Source organism: Roseibium sp. LAB1, assembly GCF_054658235.1.
Genome location: NZ_BAAGIB010000002.1, coordinates 679,878 through 697,650 on the forward strand (window position 1 = coordinate 679,878; position 17,773 = coordinate 697,650).

At 60.6% G+C, this 17,773-nt stretch carries 13 protein-coding genes; 5 read left to right on the forward strand and 8 right to left on the reverse strand.

Annotated elements, in window-relative coordinates:
• Window positions 1-45: 45 nt before the first annotated feature.
• The gene (locus tag ACYQ54_RS13060; RefSeq protein WP_460082906.1) at window positions 46-1,308 is read left to right on the forward strand and encodes an MFS transporter; all 1,263 of its coding nucleotides are present in this window, start codon (window positions 46-48) and stop codon (window positions 1,306-1,308) included.
• Window positions 1,309-1,337: 29 nt separating this feature from the next.
• Here ACYQ54_RS13060 and ACYQ54_RS13065 read toward each other — a convergent pair whose 3' ends face one another.
• The gene (locus ACYQ54_RS13065; RefSeq protein WP_460082907.1) at window positions 1,338-1,574 is read right to left on the reverse strand and encodes a DUF1127 domain-containing protein; all 237 of its coding nucleotides are present in this window, start codon (window positions 1,572-1,574) and stop codon (window positions 1,338-1,340) included.
• Window positions 1,575-1,724: 150 nt separating this feature from the next.
• Between ACYQ54_RS13065 and ACYQ54_RS13070 the strand changes: the two genes are divergently transcribed.
• The gene (locus ACYQ54_RS13070; RefSeq protein ID WP_460082909.1) at window positions 1,725-2,753 is read left to right on the forward strand and encodes a helix-turn-helix transcriptional regulator; all 1,029 of its coding nucleotides are present in this window, start codon (window positions 1,725-1,727) and stop codon (window positions 2,751-2,753) included.
• Window positions 2,754-2,972: 219 nt separating this feature from the next.
• Here ACYQ54_RS13070 and ACYQ54_RS13075 read toward each other — a convergent pair whose 3' ends face one another.
• Window positions 2,973-3,779, reverse strand: a complete 807-nt coding sequence (locus ACYQ54_RS13075; protein WP_460082911.1) for an undecaprenyl-diphosphate phosphatase — start codon at window positions 3,777-3,779, stop codon at window positions 2,973-2,975.
• Between the two features lie 218 nt (window positions 3,780-3,997).
• On the opposite strand from ACYQ54_RS13075, the gene ACYQ54_RS13080 reads away from it, so the two are divergent.
• The 3 genes from ACYQ54_RS13080 (at window position 3,998) to ACYQ54_RS13090 (ending at window position 8,215) form a co-directional block, all read left to right on the forward strand.
• Window positions 3,998-4,690, forward strand: coding sequence for a glutathione S-transferase family protein (locus ACYQ54_RS13080; protein WP_460082913.1), 693 nt, complete (start codon window positions 3,998-4,000; stop codon window positions 4,688-4,690).
• A gap of 66 nt (window positions 4,691-4,756) precedes the next feature.
• Window positions 4,757-5,899 (forward strand): tRNA epoxyqueuosine(34) reductase QueG, encoded by a 1,143-nt coding sequence (queG, locus tag ACYQ54_RS13085; protein ID WP_460082916.1) that lies wholly within the window; start codon window positions 4,757-4,759, stop codon window positions 5,897-5,899.
• A 147-nt stretch (window positions 5,900-6,046) separates the two neighbouring features.
• Window positions 6,047-8,215 carry a hypothetical protein gene (locus ACYQ54_RS13090; RefSeq protein ID WP_460082917.1) on the forward strand — a complete coding sequence of 723 codons (2,169 nt, stop codon included), beginning with the start codon at window positions 6,047-6,049 and terminating at the stop codon, window positions 8,213-8,215.
• A 95-nt stretch (window positions 8,216-8,310) separates the two neighbouring features.
• Here ACYQ54_RS13090 and fdhF read toward each other — a convergent pair whose 3' ends face one another.
• The 6 genes from fdhF to ACYQ54_RS13120 form a co-directional block, all read right to left on the reverse strand.
• Window positions 8,311-11,079: a formate dehydrogenase subunit alpha gene (fdhF, locus tag ACYQ54_RS13095; RefSeq protein ID WP_460082919.1), complete on the reverse strand. Its 2,769-nt coding sequence runs from the start codon at window positions 11,077-11,079 to the stop codon at window positions 8,311-8,313.
• Entirely contained in the window at window positions 11,076-12,752 is a 1,677-nt protein-coding gene (locus ACYQ54_RS13100; protein WP_460082922.1) for an NAD(P)H-dependent oxidoreductase subunit E, read from the reverse strand. The genes fdhF and ACYQ54_RS13100 overlap by 4 nt, the downstream gene beginning before the upstream one ends.
• A gap of 273 nt (window positions 12,753-13,025) precedes the next feature.
• A complete protein-coding gene (locus ACYQ54_RS13105; protein ID WP_460082924.1) occupies window positions 13,026-13,556 on the reverse strand; it encodes an RNA pyrophosphohydrolase in 531 nt (176 codons plus the stop codon).
• A gap of 30 nt (window positions 13,557-13,586) precedes the next feature.
• The gene (locus ACYQ54_RS13110) at window positions 13,587-14,732 is read right to left on the reverse strand and encodes a divergent polysaccharide deacetylase family protein (RefSeq protein ID WP_460082926.1); all 1,146 of its coding nucleotides are present in this window, start codon (window positions 14,730-14,732) and stop codon (window positions 13,587-13,589) included.
• 118 nt (window positions 14,733-14,850) lie between these two features.
• Entirely contained in the window at window positions 14,851-16,182 is a 1,332-nt protein-coding gene (locus ACYQ54_RS13115) for a S41 family peptidase (RefSeq protein WP_460082928.1), read from the reverse strand.
• Complete coding sequence (locus ACYQ54_RS13120) at window positions 16,179-17,558, reverse strand: murein hydrolase activator EnvC family protein (protein ID WP_460082930.1); 1,380 nt, start codon at window positions 17,556-17,558, stop codon at window positions 16,179-16,181. Before ACYQ54_RS13120 ends, ACYQ54_RS13115 begins: the two co-directional genes overlap by 4 nt.
• Window positions 17,559-17,773: the final 215 nt, after the last annotated feature.

A 17,773-nucleotide genomic window follows, 5' to 3' on the forward strand; every position in this document is an offset into this window, starting at 1 on the left:
CCCCATCCCGTTCCTTCACCTAACGTCAAGTGACGGGAGGCGCAGATGTCATTTCTTGCCAAGGTCACCTTGCTTTTTGTTGTCTTTGTCGACCTGCTCGGCCAGGGCCTGGTGTTTCCGATCATCAATTCCCTGGTGATGGAACCGTCGACATCAATGCTGCCCAAAGCCACCAGCGACGCGATGCGCCATTTCGATTACGGCCTCATCATCGGCGTCTTCTTCTTGTGCTGGTTCTTTGGTGCGCCCTACATCTCCAGGCTGTCGGATGTCATCGGCCGCAAGAACGCCATTCTGATCTGCCTTTTCGGTGCACTCGGCGGCTACGCGCTGACCATCGTCGCGCTTCATCTCAACAGCTTCGCGCTGCTGATCCTCGGCCGGGCGATTACCGGACTGACTGCCGGCAACCAGCCGATAGCCCAGGCTGCGATGATCGACGGCAGCACCGACGACGAAGACCGCAACCGCAACATGGGCTACATCATCACCGGCGTCAGCTTCGGGCTGGTTGGCGGCCCGCTTTTGGGAGGTCTCCTGTCAGATCCGATCCTGCTCGGCGCTCTTGCCAGCATCAGGCTGCCCTTCTACGCCTGTTTCGGGCTGGTGCTGATCGCGATCCTGCTCGTGCTTCTGTCGTTTCGTGATGCGCACGATGCCGAGGCGGAGCGGCAAAAATTCGTGTTCCGGCCTTCGGAAATCCTCGAACTCTTGTGGCGTATCCGGAAATACCCGACGGTGATGCGGCTGACAGCGGTGTTCTTCTTCTTCCACATAGCCAACCTGTCGTTCTACATCTTCGTCGACAACTACCTGACCAGCCGGTTCGGCTACGGCACGCTCGGCGGATCGATGGTGATGCTGACCATCGGTATCGCCCTCGCCTTTTCCAGCACCTTTCTGGTGGTGCCTGCGCAAAAGCGGTTCAGCAAGGAAGCTATCCTGGGCATGACCTTCACTGTGTGGGCACTGTCAGCGGCGGCCTTCGTCGCGTCGCCCAATGCACTGATGACCTATATCCCCGTCTTCTGCTTCTACTTTGCCTTCGGCATCGCCTACCCGACCTTTCTCGGGCTTTATTCGGCGGCGGTCAGCGACAAGGAACAGGGGTGGGTCATGGGTGTCACCATCGCCGTATTCACACTCGTGGCCGGCGTCATCTCGCTGCTGGGTGGGGAATTGATCGGGCTCGATCTGGATCTGCCCTTCTACGGCGTGATCATCGCGGCGCTCACCGCGCTCGTGGTCATGTTCTTTGCCTGGAACAAGCCGGAGATAAAGGCATTGATGCGCGGGGCCGGCGGCTGACAGGAGAACTTGCCAGCCGCCGGAAGTGTTTATCCACGCCGCGGCCCCAACTTGAAGCGGTCGTCGTGCAACTCGTTGTAGCCAAGCTCCGTGCGCTGCAGGCCGATATCCTTCAGTTCGCTCTCGCTCAGGCGAGAAAGCGCGCGGTTAGTTTCCCGGCGGCGAAGATAATTCCGGAACTCTGCGGCACAAACACGAAGGGCAGAAAACAGAACACTGCGGCTGTTTGCGCGGCTGCGGAAAATGGTGTCGATCTCAAGGCTCATCTCACTTCTCCTATGGGCTGAACGCCCGTTCCTTCCTGGGGACGAGATGAGAATGACAAATCAATCCTGACAGCAGTGAGTCATGTTTGATCCCGTTCTGTTCTCAGGTTATGATTTTTTTTGTTCCGACCTCGCAGAGCCCGATTTTCCATGAACCCGATTGAACGCGCACTCGGCATCCTTCTCCTGCTGACCGGCGGCAAGCTTGTCCCGGCAACCGTGCTTGCCGAACGGTTCCACGTGTCGCTTCGAACGATCTATCGCGACATTGACCGGCTGATCGCGCTGGGTGTGCCGGTGGATGCGGAGCGAGGTGCGGAAGGAGGCTACCGGCTCGCCAGTGGTTATCTTCAGCCGCCTGTGGCCCTCACCCGCAATGAGACAGCGGCTCTGCTCGCTGCGATGGCACTTGTGCGCTCCAGCCGCACCGTTCCCCTGGCAGATGACCTCACGTCGGCGGAAAAGAAGCTGCTGGCGTCCCTTCCCAAAACGGTTCACGGCCTCCTGAAGGAGGCGGACAGGATCGTCGGCATCGAACCGATCCCGCCCGACATCTTTCATTCGGGAACCAAGGCGGAACCGACCGGCGACTGGCAAAAGGCGCTGGACGGCTTCATGTCCGGGATCCTGGACGGCAAGCGGGTCCGTTTCGAGCACGTCAATCCCGCACGAAGGACCGTGAAGGCCCATGATGTCGAACCCTATGGCGTGATGTTCGACAGGGACCTCTGGTACCTGGCGGGGCGCTGCGTCGACACCGACACGCTGAAGGTCTACCGGGCCGACCGGGTGCGGGATCTGGAAATCAGCGGGCTGTTTTTCCGTCCCGACAAGACCTTTTCGATCAAAAGCCTGCTTGGCGGTGCCTGGCTGTCCCAGGCCATGCGCCGGTGGGAACAGGAAGAGCAGATCGCTGAAATCCTGATCACTCCTTCCCAGGCGAAAAAACTGAGCGCCGACTGGTACTACCGCCATGCGGTCTTCACCCCTGCCGGTGACGGAAGGATTTTGGTCAGTATCCCGTCGACGGAACGCGCCCGGATCCTGCCGCTTGTGCGCTGGCTGGGCCCGGGGGCGGAACTTGTCGGCCCGGAGACCCTTCGCCGCGAGCTGGCAGATGAGCTGGAGGCACTGGCGGGGATCTACACCGCTAACAGGCAGCTCGGCCGTTCGGCTTGAGGCAAGGCGTCCCCCGCGCTCTGTCAATCCGGACACGGCCGGTGCAGTCGCGCGCAGATCCGGAACCCAGCAGCGTCAACGTGAGCGGAGCAGACTGCACTTGAAGGAAATTTGCCGGCCTTCGCGCGCAGGATCTCTGGTTTCCGGATCGGCGCGCAGTCATTGCTGCGCTTGCCCGGAATGATGTCAGGGAACTCGGTTGGCCTTTGAAAACCAGCCTCAGCCCAGGAAATAAAGTCCGGCGAAACCGGCAAGACCGACGAAGATGCGCCACCAGGCGAAGGGCGCGAAGCCGTGTTTGGAGACGAAGTCGAGCAGGCCCTTGACCACGAAGACACCCGCGATGAAGGACGCCACGAAGCCGATGCCGATGAGCATGGCATCATCCATGGAGAGCACGTTGCGGTTCTTGTAAAGATCGTAGGCAAAGGCACCGGCCATGGTCGGCATTGCCAGAAAGAACGAGAATTCTGCCGCCGAACGCTTGTCCGTGCCCATCAGCAGCGCACCGGCAATGGTTGCACCGGACCGCGAAACCCCGGGAACCATGGCAAGGCACTGGCAAAAGCCGATCTTCAGACAGAGCGACAGCGGATAGTCCATCACATTGGTGTAGCGCGGCTTCAGCGGCAGGCGGTCGATCCACAACAGGATGATGCCACCGAGCAGCAGTGTCGTGCAGATCAGCGACGGCGTCTCGAACAGCACTTCCTTGATGAAACTGTGCAGCAGAACACCGATGACAGCGGCAGGCAGGAAGGCGATCAGGATGCCGGCCACGAAGCGCCGGCTTGCCGGATCGCTTGGCAAGGTGATCAGGAGGGTCCACAAACGGCCGAAATAGACCGACAGAATTGCCAGAATGGCACCGAGCTGGATCAATACCTCGAAAGTTTTGCCTGTGCTGTCGAACCCCAGAAAATGGCCGAGCAACAGGATATGACCGGTTGAGGAGACGGGAATGAACTCGGTAAGCCCCTCGACGATCCCCAAAATCAGAGCATTAACAATCGTTTGGCCGTCCATTGTGTATCTTGTCTCCAAATGGCTTGATGAAAACCAGCCTGACCAAGTATGTCTCGCGACTCAGGGCGTCTCCCAAGCCGCCGCTTATTTGACGAAGCGAAGTCACGCCGTCAAACCCTTGATAACCATATTCGGGGCAAACTCTCCGTTAAGGCGGTTGCAGCATTCGGCAACCGCTTCGACGTAGTCTTGCCACAGTTCAGGCTCTTAACCCCTTCATGCTCACGCTCTACCATCATCCGTTCTCGCCATCTTCAAGGTTCATCCGGCTCATTTTGAGCGAATACGGGGCTGCCTTCGAGGAGCACCACGTGAACCCCTGGGAACGACCGCAGGCACTCCTGATGCTGAATGCGGCTGGCACCGTGCCGGTGATTGTGGAAAACGAAGGCCCCGCCATTTGCGGAGCCGGACCGATCATGGAGTATCTGGACGAAACTCGTGGTTATGCGGTTGCGGACCGCCGGCTGATGCCGGACCATCCCGATGCCCGCGCCGAAACCAGGCGCCTTGTCGAATGGAGCCTCGGCAAGTTCGATCAGGAAGTCATCGGCCATCTGGTGCGAGAGCGCATCTACAAGCAGATCATGCCGAAATCCACCGGTGGCGGCGAACCGGATTCCGCAGCCCTGCGCGTTGCCCGGGCAAACATCCACCACCACCTCAAATATTTTGGCTATCTGGTCGCTTCGCGCCGTTGGGTTGCCGGCGACCGATTGACCTTCGCGGATTTCGCCCTTGCGGCCGCACTCTCGTGTGCCGACTATCTGGGGGAAGTGCCCTGGAGCGACCAGGAGGACATCAAGAGCTGGTATGCACGGGTCAAATCGCGGCCGTCGATGCGCCCGCTCCTGGGCGAGAAGGTCCTGGGCATGCCCGCCGCACAAACCTATGCGGATCTCGATTTCTGACGCATTCTTCCTGCGTTCAACCAATTCCGGTTGAATGTCCGTTGTTCCAACGAGCAGTCGAAAGCCTTGGACCCAAAGACCCGAAAGCTTCTGACCGCCTTTGAGGAAAAGGCACATGCCCTCGGTTTCGACGGCGTGAAGATCGCGGCCGCCGACAGTATTCCTGAGGCTGGTGACCGCCTGCGTCAGTTCCTGGACAGGGACTATCAGGGCGGCATGGGCTGGATGGCGGAAACCGCTGACCGCCGGTCTTCACCACAGGCGCTGTGGCCGGAGGTTCGTTCTGTATTCATGCTGGCGATGAACTATGGCCCCGGCAATGCACCGCACGAACATCCCCTCGCCCATCTTGCCGACAAGACCACCGGCGGTATTTCGGTCTATGCGCGCCACCGCGACTATCACGACGTCATCAAGGGGCGCCTGAAAGAACTGGCCAGCTTCCTGGTGTCCCGATCCGGCGGAGACGTGAAGGTGTTCGTCGACACCGCACCGGTTATGGAAAAACCTCTTGGAGAGGCTGCCGGGCTGGGCTGGCAGGGCAAACACACCAATCTGGTGTCGCGCGAGCTCGGGTCCTGGTTTTTTCTCGGGTCGATCTTTACCACGCTCGACCTGCCGCCAAGCGGCGGCGAGCGCGATCATTGCGGGTCCTGCCGCGCCTGCCTCGACAGCTGCCCGACAAACGCGTTTCCCGCGCCCTATCAGCTCGATGCAAGGCGCTGCATATCCTACCTCACCATCGAACACCCCGGCCCCATTCCGGACGTGTTTCGCAAAGCCATCGGCAACCGGATCTATGGCTGCGACGATTGCCTGGCTGCCTGCCCCTGGAACAAGTTTGCCGAAGCTGCCCGGGAGACCAAGCTGATTGCCCGGGAAGAGTTGATCAACCCGAAGATCGCAGACCTCCTGTCTCTGGATGATGCCGCTTTCCGCAAGCTTTTTTCCGGATCGCCGGTAAAACGCATTGGTCGGGGAAAGTTTCTTCGCAACGTCTTGATCGCGGCCGGCAACTCCGGTGAAACGGCGTTGCTTGAGAAGATCGAGACACTGCTCGACGATCCCGATGCGCTCGTTCGCGGCACCGCCGTGTGGGCGTTCAGCCAACTTTCTTCACAGGAAGATTTTCAGGAGCGCAAAACCGCGGCGTTGCGCGTTGAATCCGACGAGAGCGTGCGCGCCGAGTGGCTTCTGACGGAAAGCTGATCGGTCATTTCCCGATTCGACCTTGTCATGTGATTGGTACATAGTCATGGATGGCCTAGGTCTTGATGAGGACTTAGATGTCCGACCCTATCGGCACCGACCTTGTTCCAACCACTCGATTCCGATCATTTTATTGGAGCCACGACATTGAATTTTAAGCCTGCCTCCGTTTTCTCATCCAGACCGGCCAGGGCCCGCGCCCGGCTTCTCATGCTCGGCACCGCACTTGCGTTGACCTCCGGCTCCGCCTTTGCCCAGGACACCGGCGAGGTCGCCTATGAGGCTTATGTCGAAGGTTTGAAGGATCTTGGTCTTAAGGTCGAGAATGGCAGCGTCGCTTACGATGAAGGCAGCGACACGCTGACCCTCACAGACAGTACAATTACCTTGAGCGGAACGATTGAGGATCTCCCCGCCGAGGAAACGGATATCACGGGCAATGACGGTACGACGGATATCGATCCGGCAAAGCTGACAGACCTGACCTATTCGCTTTCCCTCAGCAGCGGTACCGTCACCATCACGGGTCTCAGCCATGAGAATGGCAACTTCGACGCCGCAAGCTGGGTCTATTCGGACGACACGGAAATGGCTCTGTCCGCCAGTGCGGACGGCAAGGGCCGGCTGAAGATTGACGGCCGCCTGAGCGGCGTTTCCGCCACCAATTACAGCTTCACCATGCCGGAAGTGCCGGTGGAAGACGAGGCGCATCAGGTAAGCCGCTGGCTCCCGTTCGTGAAAGCCGCCCTGCTGACCTCGTATGATGAAGTCAAGGCCGACAACACGGCCATGACCATCGAGGCCCATGAGACTGAAGACGGCAAGGACTCGCTTGTCCTGTCGGGTACCGTTCAGATCGCCGGCTACCGCATGGCCGATGCCAAAGATGGCAGGATCGGCGAATACACGATCGACAGCATGAGCCAGTCCCTGCAGACGCTGGACCCGGGATCGGGCCAGATGCTGAACCAGACCACCAGCCAGGGCAAAACCGTTTATTCGGACATGGACGCAGCTGCGTTCTTGGATCTGTTCGACCCAGCCGTTCCCGAAACCGGCGATGAAGTGGTCATGCTCGGGTCGGCTTCGGCGATCGACTACAAGTCCAGCCAGGAAATCGGCGACGGCCTCGCACTGGAAATCACTATCGACAAAACCTCGATTGACGAGGTCACCGTCCTGAAGCGCGACAACAATATCCTGTCGCTGTTCGACGGCCTGTTTGCCAAGCAGGTTCCGGCGCCGGAAGAGCTGATCACCGGTGTCTTCCAGTTCTACCGGTCATTCGGGGTCACCGATGCCCGCATCAGCGGCATCAATGTGACTGTTCCGACGCCTGGTCCTGAAAAGGCAATCGATATTGCCATCAAGGAAATGGCGATGTCTGAGATCAATTCCGACGGCATCGGTGAAATGATGATGGTTGGTCTCGATGCCCCGGACCTGCCGGACGGTGCGTCGGTCAAGTTGGACTGGGCGGCCATCGGCGACATCGAATTTGCCGAATATACGCCCATGCGCGCCATGATCAGCACGCTGATGGCCGATCCGAATTTCAGCGAGGACCATCCGATGGACGTCGCCCGCGCGTTCATGCCACGCTCGTTCGCCTATGAGCTTGAGGGACTGGACGTCACCGTTCCGAATCTCGGCCGGACCGAAATCGGCAAGACCGAGATGACGCTGTCCACCACGGTGCCGCCGATCCCGACCAGCTTCCACGCCAAAACCGAAGGGTTGAAAGTGCCCGTTGCGGCCGTCGATGACCCGGAAGCCCAGGCCCTGCTGGAAGCGCTCGGTCTGGAAACAGTCGTCTGGTCCGACGAGACCCGGCTCTACTGGGATGAGGCAACGCTGGAGCTGCGCCTGGAGCGCATGATGGTGGATGTCGAAGGCCTTGGCCGTGCCGAATTGTCTGCGCGTCTTGCCAACGTTCCGAAATCCCTGTTCGAGGATCCTGAAAACCAGGGACAGATGGCCCTTGTCGTTGCACAATTCGTCGACGCGTCGCTCACCTTCAAGGATGCCGGCCTCACCAAAAAGGGCCTCGCCCATATTGCCGAAGCCCAGAATATTCCGGAAAACGTCTTCCGGGAGGCCCTGGTGGCGCAAGCAGCGGAAATGACTGCGCCCATCCAGAACGCGGCCTTCACGCAGATGGTCAGCGAAGCAGCCTCGAAGTTCCTCAACAATCCGGGTGAATTGAAGGTGACCCTGACACCGCCGAACCCTGTTCCTTTGGCGCAGATCCTCGGTTCGATGGCTGCACCGCAGACCCTGCCGGATCTTCTGGCGGTCAAGATCGTCGCGAACTGACCGCTCCGACCTTTTGAGCGCAAAAATTAACAGGGCGGCCGGTGGCCGCCCTGTTTTTTGCCTTATGATGATCGTCTCATCCTTCGCAAGCGGCGTCACTCCGCCGCTTGCTGCTGTGCCACCGATCCGATCCGTGCGGCGCAGAACTTGAACTCCGGGATCTTGCCGAAGGGGTCGAGCTGCGGGTTGGTGAGGAAGTTGGCCGGTGCTTCGTTGAAGCAGAATGGAATGAAAAGCATGCCCGTCGACACGTCCCGATCGGCACGCAAGGTCAAAGTGATTGCCCCACGCCGCGTTTCCACCCTCACCTGCTGGCCGACATCCAGACCCGAGCGCTCGATGTCGCGCGGATTCATGGAGACAACCGGCTCCGGTTCGATGGCATTGAGCACTTCCGCACGCCGTGTCATGGCGCCGGTATGCCAATGCTCCAGCATGCGGCCTGTGGTTAGTACCAGCGGGAAATCGTCGTCGGGCAACTCGTCCGGCGGCACCAGATCGGTCGGTACGATGCGTCCGCGGCCGTCCGCCGTTGGGAAGAACTGGCCAAAGAGGATCTCGTTGCCCGGCTTGTCCGGGGCATCTGCCGGATAGGTGACCGTGCCGTCTCGCTCCAGCCGTTCCCAGGAAATGTTGCTCAGCGAGTTCATGTGCGAACGCATTTCCTCGTAGATCTCCGGGACACCGTCATAGGTCCAGTCAAGACCAAGGCGGTTGGCGATGTCGATCAGGATCTGCCAGTCGGCTCGTGCTTCTCCGGGCATCGGCACGCAGGGACGGCCAATCTGGACCTGACGGTTGGTGTTGGTGTAGGTGCCGAGCTTTTCCGCATGGGCGGACGCCGGCAGGATCACATCCGCATGCCAGGCTGTTTCGGTCAGGAAAATGTCCTGAACCACGAGATGCTTCAGACTGGCAAGCGCCTTGCGCGCGTGGGTCTGGTCCGGGTCGGACATCGCCGGGTTCTCGCCCTGGACGAACATCGCCTCGATGCCGCCGGCAAGAATGTCATCCATGATTTCCACCACGGTCAGACCGCGCACGGGATCAAGCGTGCGGCCCCAGGCATCTTCGAATTCGGCGCGGATGTCCGGATTTTCGACCGAGCGGTAATCCGGGAAGACCATCGGAATGAGCCCTGCGTCGGACGCGCCCTGCACGTTGTTCTGTCCGCGAAGCGGATGCAGGCCTGTGCCCGGACGGCCGATCTGGCCGGTTGTCAGTGCCATGGCGATCAGGCAGCGAACGTTATCGGTGCCGTGCACATGCTGCGACACGCCCATGCCCCAGAAGATGATCGACTTGGCGCTGGTGGCATAGAGCCTTGCCACTTCCCGCAGGGTTTGTGCGTCAATGCCGCAGACCGGCTCCATCGCTTCCGGCGTGAAGTCGATGATCTTTTCCTTCAGGGCGTCGAACCCGTCGACATGGGCGGCTATGTACTGGCTGTCGTACAGACCTTCGGTGATGATGACGTTGAGGATGGCGTTCAACATCGCCACATCCGTGCCCGGCTTGAACTTCAAGCCATAGTCGGCAAACCGCATCAGCCCCTGGCCGCGCGGATCCATGACGATCAGCTTGGTACCGTTCTTGGCTGCCTGCTTGATGTAGGTTGCGGCCACCGGGTGGTTCTGTTCCGGACGGGCGCCGATCACAATCATGCAGTCGGCATCACCGGCGGCATTGAAGGGGGCTGTCACTGCGCCCGAACCGATGCCTTCCATGAGTGCGGCCACGGACGAAGCGTGGCACAGGCGCGTGCAGTGGTCGACATTGTTGGTCTGGAAGCCCTGGCGGATCAGCTTCTGGAAGAGATAGGCCTCTTCGTTCGATCCCTTGGCCGAACCGAAGCCGGCAATGCCCCGGCCGCCCTTGGCGTCATAGACAGCCTTCAGGCCTCCGGCCGCCCGGTCGAGCGCTTCTTCCCAGGTGGCTTCACGGAAATAGTCGAGATGATTTTCCAGCGTCATGGCGATGTCGCCGCGCTTGGGCGCATCGTCCCGGCGGATCAGCGGTTTGGTCAGGCGTTCCGGGCTGGACACATAGTCGAAGCCGAAGCGGCCCTTGACGCAGAGCCGGTTTTCGTTGGCCGGGCCGTTCCGACCCTCGACGCTGACGATCTTGCCGTCCTTCACCGAAACGCTGGTCAGGCAACCGACGCCGCAGAAGGGGCAGACGCTATCGACGGTTTCTTCGGCAAAGATCTCGCGTTTGCTGGACGTCGCATCCAGCAGGCTCTTTTCCATCAGTGCTCCGGTCGGGCAGGCGGACACGCATTCGCCGCAAGCAACACAGGTGGAAAGGCCCATCGGGTCCGCCAGATCGAACACCGGCACCGTGTGTGATCCCCGGTCGGCCATGCCGATGACATCGTTGACCTGCACTTCCCGGCAGGCCCGTTCGCACAGGTTGCAGGCGATACATGCGTCCAGATTGACGGCAATAGCCGGATGGGAAACGTCCTGGGCCGGTTTGGCGCAGGGGGCGAAACGGCTGGAAGAGACACCGACCCGGTCGGACCATTTCCAGAAGTCGCTCTCCGGATCCGGATGGTGGTCGCGGGAGGGCTGGTCGGCTGCCAGCAGCTCGAACACCATCTCGCGGGCCCTGGACGCACGCTCGCTGGCTGTCTTCACAACCATGCCATCGGCGGGTGTGCGAATGCAGGAGGCGGCAAGCACTCGCTCGCCCTCGATGTCGACCATACACGCCCGGCAATTGCCGTCGGAGCGATACCCCGGAGCATCCTTGTGGCAGAGATGCGGAATGGCGACGCCTTCACGCTTGGCAACCTGCCAGATGGTTTCGCCGTCTTCCGCGGTGACCATCCGACCGTCGAGAGAGAAAGTGATCTGGCTCATTTCTCGAACTCCTCCGGGAAAAACTTCAGCACCGATGTGACCGGATTGCTGGCCGCCTGACCGAGCCCGCAGATCGACGCAGTGCGCATGACCGCGTCGAGATCCGCGATTTTCGTCTCGTCCCAGTCACCTGCCGCCAGCAGATGTTCCATCTTCTCGGTTCCGGACCGGCACGGCGTGCACTGGCCGCAACTTTCGTGCTTGAAAAAGCGCATCAGGTTCAATGCCACGTCGCGCATGTCATCCTGATCGGAGAAAACGACGATGGCGTGGCTGCCGATGAAACAGCCATATTTGTCGAGAGTACCGAAATCGAGCGGCTCATCGGCAAGAGAGGCCGGCAAGATGCCTCCGGAAGCCCCGCCCGGCAGATACCCCTTGAAAACGTGACCTTCCTCCATGCCACCGCAGAATTCTTCCAGCAGCTCGTTCATGGTGATCCCGGCAGGGGCCAGCTTGACGCCGGGCTCCTTGACGCGGCCGGAGACAGAGAAGGAGCGATAGCCCTTGTGGCCGCGGCGCCCATGGCCAGCGAACCATTCCGGTCCTTTTTCGACGATGTCCCGGATCCAGAACAGGGTCTCGACATTGTGGTTGAGCGTCGGTCGCCCGAACAGGCCGACCTGGGCAATGAAAGGCGGCCGGTGACGCGGCAGGCCGCGCTTGCCCTCGATCGATTCGATCATCGCGCTTTCCTCGCCGCAAATATAGGCTCCAGCCCCGCGGCGCAGTTCGATGTCGATGGTCGTGATGATGCCGGCCTCTCGTAGCGCTTCGATTTCCGTCCGCAGGATCTCAAGGACCGCCGGATATTCATCGCGCATGTAGAGGTAGATACGCGCGGCAGAGATAGCATGAGCTGCGATCAGCGCACCTTCAAGCAGCCGGTGCGGGTCGCGCTCAAGGTGGACACGGTCCTTGAATGTGCCCGGCTCCCCTTCATCGCCGTTGATGGTGAGGAATTTCGGAGCTGGCAGATCGTGGACGATCTTCCATTTCGTGCCGGTTGGAAACCCTGCCCCGCCAAGACCGCGAAGACCAGCTTCCAGGGCCTTGTCCGCGATTGCCGCTGCATCCAGTTCACCAGCGCGCACCCTGTTCAGCAAGGCATAACCACCGCCGCTACGATAGGCGTCCAGGTTGATGTAGTCGGGGACCGCGTGTTCGGATGCGCCTTCGAACAAGGCTGCGCGCACGCTCACTTCGCTGGCATTGTCGATGGCATGCTTGCCGACCTGAACGGCCGGAGCCCCGGCACAACGGCCAATGCAGGGAACTTTCTGAATGCGGACCTTCGCCGGGTCGACACCGGTCTCAAGCGCCGCCGCCAGAGCGTCCGCTCCCTTCAGCGCACAGGCAACACTGTCGCAGACGCGAACGGTCAGTGGTGCCGGTTTTGCGTCGCCTTCGCGCACGATATCGAAATGATGGTAAAAGCTCGCGACCTCATAGACCTCCGCCTGCGACAGGCGCATTTCTTCTGCCAGGGCCCGCAGGTGCCGGGCTTCCAGACAGCCGAAAGCGTCCTGGATCTTGTGCAGATGTTCGATAAGCAGGTCGCGCCGGCGCGGCTCCTCGCCCAGCAAGTTCCGGACGTCGTCCAGGGCCGCATCTTCCAACTGACGCCCTTTTGGCTGGGACGGCTTGCGTGAAAGCCCCTTGCCGAAAGACATTGGCGTACCTCCCGTTTTATTGGAGCGCATCTGGATTTCGCGTCCGCGCTCCCCTCTTGACCTTCGCGGAGCCGACCCGCGGTTCGCACGGGCGAACCTCCAGCCTACCCCGCATTTTGGACCGGATGTTAGCCGCGCCGATTCAGCCTGTCTGTTTGAAAAACGACAAACGGCACTCCAATGCTGACGCTTTGAAGTTCCTCGCAGGCAAAAAGAACGGAAAATCCAGCAGGTTCCCGGGGTTCGCTCAGCGAGCGTTCAATGAGCTTCGTCTCAAGACGTCAGATGTGAAAACGCCGCAACGACGCGCTCATAGACCGGGCGCTTGAAGGGCACGATCAGGCCGGGCAGGCGGTCGGCATCTTCCCAGCGCCAGTCGCTGAATTCCGCCGTATGGCCATCCGGCGGGGTCAGGATGTTGATTTCGTCTTCGGACCCGTCGAACCGATAGGCAATCCAGCGCTGCGCCTGGCCGCGATACTTGCCCTTGCGAGACGCACGGACAACGTCTTCGGGATAGTCGTAGGCGAACCACTCCGGGGCTTCCTCCAGAAGGGTCACGGACTTGATCGAGGTTTCCTCGTAAAGCTCGCGGCGGGCGGCCGGTTCGGGCGCTTCTCCCTTGTCGATGCCCCCTTGGGGCATCTGCCAGCAATATTCGTAGTTGGATGAGCTGCCGCCATCATCGCGGCTGCCGATCCAGACCTTGCCGCTGTTGTTGATCAGCATGATACCGACGCAGGGCCGGTAAGGAAGACCGTCGACAGGTTCCGGAAATTCCGGTCCGAGTGCCAGCTTCGTCACGAAAACCTCTTGGTGCTCAATTTGCTAAAATCATCGATCGATGGTTGCGCTGACCGGCACGAGCTGAAGACCGCGCTTTTCCAGATCCTGCACCCACTTTTCAAGTTGCCGCACAGTGACGGGCAATGCGGAAGCGGTTGCCACTGCCACCCCCCGGGCGCGGGCAACGCTTTCCAGCTGCAGCAGCTTGGCGTTTATGTCGTCTTCACGCGGCACTTCGTCCAGCACCACGTCTACCCCACTGAACGGTATGCGTTTTTCCTTGGCGACGTCGTCCGCGATGGAGCGGGAAGACGCGCCATTGTCGGCAAACATCAGGCCACGAGCCTTCAGCTTTTCCAGCAGGAACTCCATCGATGGTTTTGTCGCCGTGAAGCGGGCGCCCATTTCGGGGATGACGCCGACGTAGTTGGTTGCCCGAGTCAGCAGGTACCCAAGACGATCCATCATCTCGTTGGGGCGCAGGCTGACCAGCAGCGTGTGCGGTCCCGGGTCGTTGTCCGGAAAATCGAACGGCTCCAGCGGCAATTGCAGCAGCAGCTCATGGCCCTTGGTTCTTGCCTGCTGCATCCACAGGTCCAGATCCTCGCCGTAGGGGGCAAGCGCAAAGGTCGTATCGGCCGGCAGCCGGGAGATCGCATTCTGGGTGCCGGCTTCGCTCAGCCCGAGACCGGTCACGATGACCGCGATTTTCGGTATGGACGTGAATTCGCGAACGATGGGCCGGGCGTAAGCATCCAGCGGACGAACGCCGGCGTCGCTGACTTTCGGCAGGAACCCGAAATCGGACCGTTCGCTGACACGGCTGTCCGGATTGATCGACAGTCCGGTCACCGGCGCATCGGGACCCAGGCCGTCGGGGCGCATGACCATGTCATAGCGCGGGCCAAGCAGATCCTTGCTGCTTTCCGGGCGCAGGTTCGGGCCCAGATCGCCGTTGATGCCCGGACGGATCTCGACCACTTCGATGTCCTGGGAGGTCACGCCCTCGACAATGGCGTCGAGCGGCAGAACGGCAACGGGTTCCCCACCCAGCGGGTCGTCAACAACGGTGATCCAGACAAGCGTCGATGTGAGAATGACGCTCAGAATTCCGACCCCGATAAGACCGAACGGCAGCCTGACCAGCCGCCGCTTGCCCATGCCTAAAGGAGCTGTGAGATCTTCGCTCGACATACCGTCCTGAGCCTATTGCCCGGTTTCAGGATGCTCCCGAACCGGAAAGTTTGTTTTTGATATACGCAGAACGAGAACGGGAAGCCGCGCGCCGGCGGACCGGCGCGCGTTTCTTGACTTAGTTTTTGACAGCCGCGCTGTCGGAGACCGGCGGGAACGCGCTGTTCACCTGGGTACCGCGCAGAAGATCGAGCGCCAGGTTCAGCTGCGTGTCGTCCTTCGGATCCGGCGGCACATATGCCTGGCTGCCGGAACCTTCCTCACCTTCGGAAGCTTCCAGGTGACCGCGCAGACCGGCTTCACCCTTGGTATCGACCCGGCCGACCAGATCGTCCGGCAGATCCTGCAGGGATTCGATGTCCGGAACGATGCCCTTGGCCTGGATCGACGTACCCGACGGAGTGTAGTACCGCGCGGTGGTCAGGCGGATGGCGCCATTTGCACCAAGCGGGATGATCGTCTGAACAGAGCCCTTGCCGAAGGACCGCGTGCCAAGGATGGTCGCCCTGCGGTGATCCTGCAGCGCGCCGGCGACGATTTCCGATGCAGAGGCGGAGCCGCCGTTGACGAGGACGATCACCGGCTTGCCGGTTGTCAGATCGCCTGCACGGGCGTTGTACCGCTGGGTTTCGTCAGCTTCGCGGCCACGGGTCGAAACAATCTCGCCACGGTCCAGGAACGCATCGGAAACGGCGATTGCCTGATCCAGCAGACCACCCGGATTGTTCCGCAGGTCGATGACGAAGCCCTTGAGCTTGTCTTCACCGATGTTCGCGGTCATTTCCTCGATGCCTTCCTTCAGGCCGTCGAAGGTCTGCTCGTTGAACTGGGTGACACGAACGTAGCCAACGTCACCCTCTTCCCGCCAGCGCACCGAACGGATGCGAATGATGTCGCGGGTGATGGTGATGTCGAACGGCTCGGCGCGGCCCTTGCGGCGCACGGTGACCACGATGTCCGTATTGACCGGACCGCGCATCTTTTCGACAGCCTCGTTGAGGGTCAGGCCCTGGACCTGTTCGCCGTCAATGTAGGTGATGTAGTCGCCTGCAAGAACCCCGGCCTTGGCGGCTGGCGTGTCGTCGATTGGCGACACGACCTTCACCAGGCCTTCTTCCATGGTGACTTCAATGCCGAGGCCACCGAACTCGCCGCGGGTCTGCACCTGCATGTCCCGGAAGCTTTTCGGAGACATGTAGCTGGAGTGCGGATCGAGCGAGGTCAACATGCCGTTGATGGCGCTCTCGATGAGCTGGGCGTCATCAGGGACTTCCACATAGTCCGAACGCACGCGCTCGAACACGTCGCCGAACAGGTTAAGCTGCCGGTACGTATCTGTTGCCGCCGCATTGGCCGCTACCGAAACATTGATCGGCATCTGGGACAGTGTCGTGATTGCCGCTGCTCCCATGAGAGCACCCACAAGCAGCAAGGAAGCTTTCCGTATCATCCGCGAGCCTTTTCTTCTTCTGTGCGTGCCCACCAAGGCGTGGGATCGATCGCACGACCGTCTTTCCGGAATTCAACATAAAGGATCGGCTGGGTCGAGCCCAAACCGAACGTCGAAGCGCTCGCCCACTGGGTTGCGCCCATCACACCAACCGGTTCCCCGGTCAAAACAAATTGCCCCAACTCCGCATCGATCCGGTCCATTCCGGCAAGCAGCACATGGTAGCCGTCGCCGGTATTAAGGATCAAGAGCTGTCCGAACGAACGGAACGGCCCCGAGTAGACCACCCATCCATCCGCGGGCGAAGTCACATTCGAGCCAGGACGCGTGGCGATAGATTGACCCTCCGTCACACCGCCGAAATCGTCCTCCTGGCCATAGTCTTTCAAAAGCGTGCCGGCAACAGGCTGCGGCAACTGTCCCTTGGCATCCTGGAACGAAATGGCAGGCGCCAGACGCCCCGGATCCGCAAAGGGATCAAAACTGCGCGAGGGATGTTTCCTGGCCTCTAGCGCCGCCTGGCGCGACTTTTCCGCGGCCTCCCGCGCGCTTTCAATTTCCACTTCCAGGGTTGCGATCAATTCCTGGAGAGATCCGGCCTTGTCCGCAAGTTCCGCCGCACGTTCCTTCTCTTCCTGAAGGTCCTGTACCGATCTTTGATGTTCCTGCCTTTTCGCGCTCAGAAGAAGCTCAAGCCGGGACTTTTCCTCAGCCAATCGCATCGCATCGCCGCGCAGGCGGTTTTTTTCTTCCGCAATCACCGTCTTCAGCCGGTGCAATTCCTCAAGATCCGCAGCCAGCGCCTCGGTTTCCACCTTCAGCTCCGGCATGACCGCGTTCAAGAGAATCGCACTGCGCACGGCCGACAGCGCATCGCTGGGGCGTACGGCAAGTGCCGGCGGCGGACGGCGCCCGATTCGCTGCAGGGCGGCCAGAACTTCCGACAACACGTCACGGCGTGCAATCAGCGACTGGCGAACCGCATCCTCGTTCTCGCCAAGGGCACGCAGCCGGCGTTCGGTATCGGTCAGCTCTGTTTCCAGCCCCTTGATCGTGTCGGAGGTGCTGATGATCTTGGCGTTCAGCGTATCCCGGTCGCGATCGAGAGCGCGGATTTCCCGCGCGATCGCCGCCTGGCGGTCTGTCGAAACCTCGATATCGCGCGACAGTGCGGCAAGTTCCTGTTCGCGTTCTTTCTTGCGTTCCAGTGCGGCACTGACTTCGGGAGCAGGCGCGGCCTGTTCCTGGGTCGTTGTTTCATCGACGCTTTCGGTCGACCCGGCAGGCAGGGGCAGAGCGAGCAAGGCCGCAGTCAGGCCGCTCAAGAAAGGGCGGAATTTCACCCGTCTCTCAAGTTCCGAACGCGCCGCTGTCATGCGATCCGCTATCAACCTGCCTAAGCTCCCAAAGGGTTATCTTCTAATGCGATACACAGTCTGCGTTAACGAACCGTTTACCCTAATGACCGGACGATTAACTTTCTGCTCCCACCGGGTACCGCATTCCCTCTTCTGTCTGGTCATCGACCGTTACGTGGCGAATGCGGCGAGATACAGGCAATCTCTCGATTTTCCGCCATTTCAATCGTTAA

What these genes read in the sequence shown, in the direction of transcription:
- ACYQ54_RS13060 (WP_460082906.1), top strand. Translation starts at nt 46, where the DNA reads ATGTCATTTCTTGCCAAGGTCACCTTGCTTTTTGTTGTCTTTGTCGAC.
- ACYQ54_RS13100 (WP_460082922.1), bottom strand. Translation starts at nt 12,752, where the DNA reads ATGTCTTTCGGCAAGGGGCTTTCACGCAAGCCGTCCCAGCCAAAAGGG.
- ACYQ54_RS13075 (WP_460082911.1), bottom strand. Translation starts at nt 3,779, where the DNA reads ATGGACGGCCAAACGATTGTTAATGCTCTGATTTTGGGGATCGTCGAG.
- ACYQ54_RS13110 (WP_460082926.1), bottom strand. Translation starts at nt 14,732, where the DNA reads ATGTCGAGCGAAGATCTCACAGCTCCTTTAGGCATGGGCAAGCGGCGG.
- ACYQ54_RS13120 (WP_460082930.1), bottom strand. Translation starts at nt 17,558, where the DNA reads ATGACAGCGGCGCGTTCGGAACTTGAGAGACGGGTGAAATTCCGCCCT.
- ACYQ54_RS13070 (WP_460082909.1), top strand. Translation starts at nt 1,725, where the DNA reads ATGAACCCGATTGAACGCGCACTCGGCATCCTTCTCCTGCTGACCGGC.
- fdhF (WP_460082919.1), bottom strand. Translation starts at nt 11,079, where the DNA reads ATGAGCCAGATCACTTTCTCTCTCGACGGTCGGATGGTCACCGCGGAA.
- ACYQ54_RS13065 (WP_460082907.1), bottom strand. Translation starts at nt 1,574, where the DNA reads ATGAGCCTTGAGATCGACACCATTTTCCGCAGCCGCGCAAACAGCCGC.
- ACYQ54_RS13080 (WP_460082913.1), top strand. Translation starts at nt 3,998, where the DNA reads ATGCTCACGCTCTACCATCATCCGTTCTCGCCATCTTCAAGGTTCATC.
- ACYQ54_RS13115 (WP_460082928.1), bottom strand. Translation starts at nt 16,182, where the DNA reads ATGATACGGAAAGCTTCCTTGCTGCTTGTGGGTGCTCTCATGGGAGCA.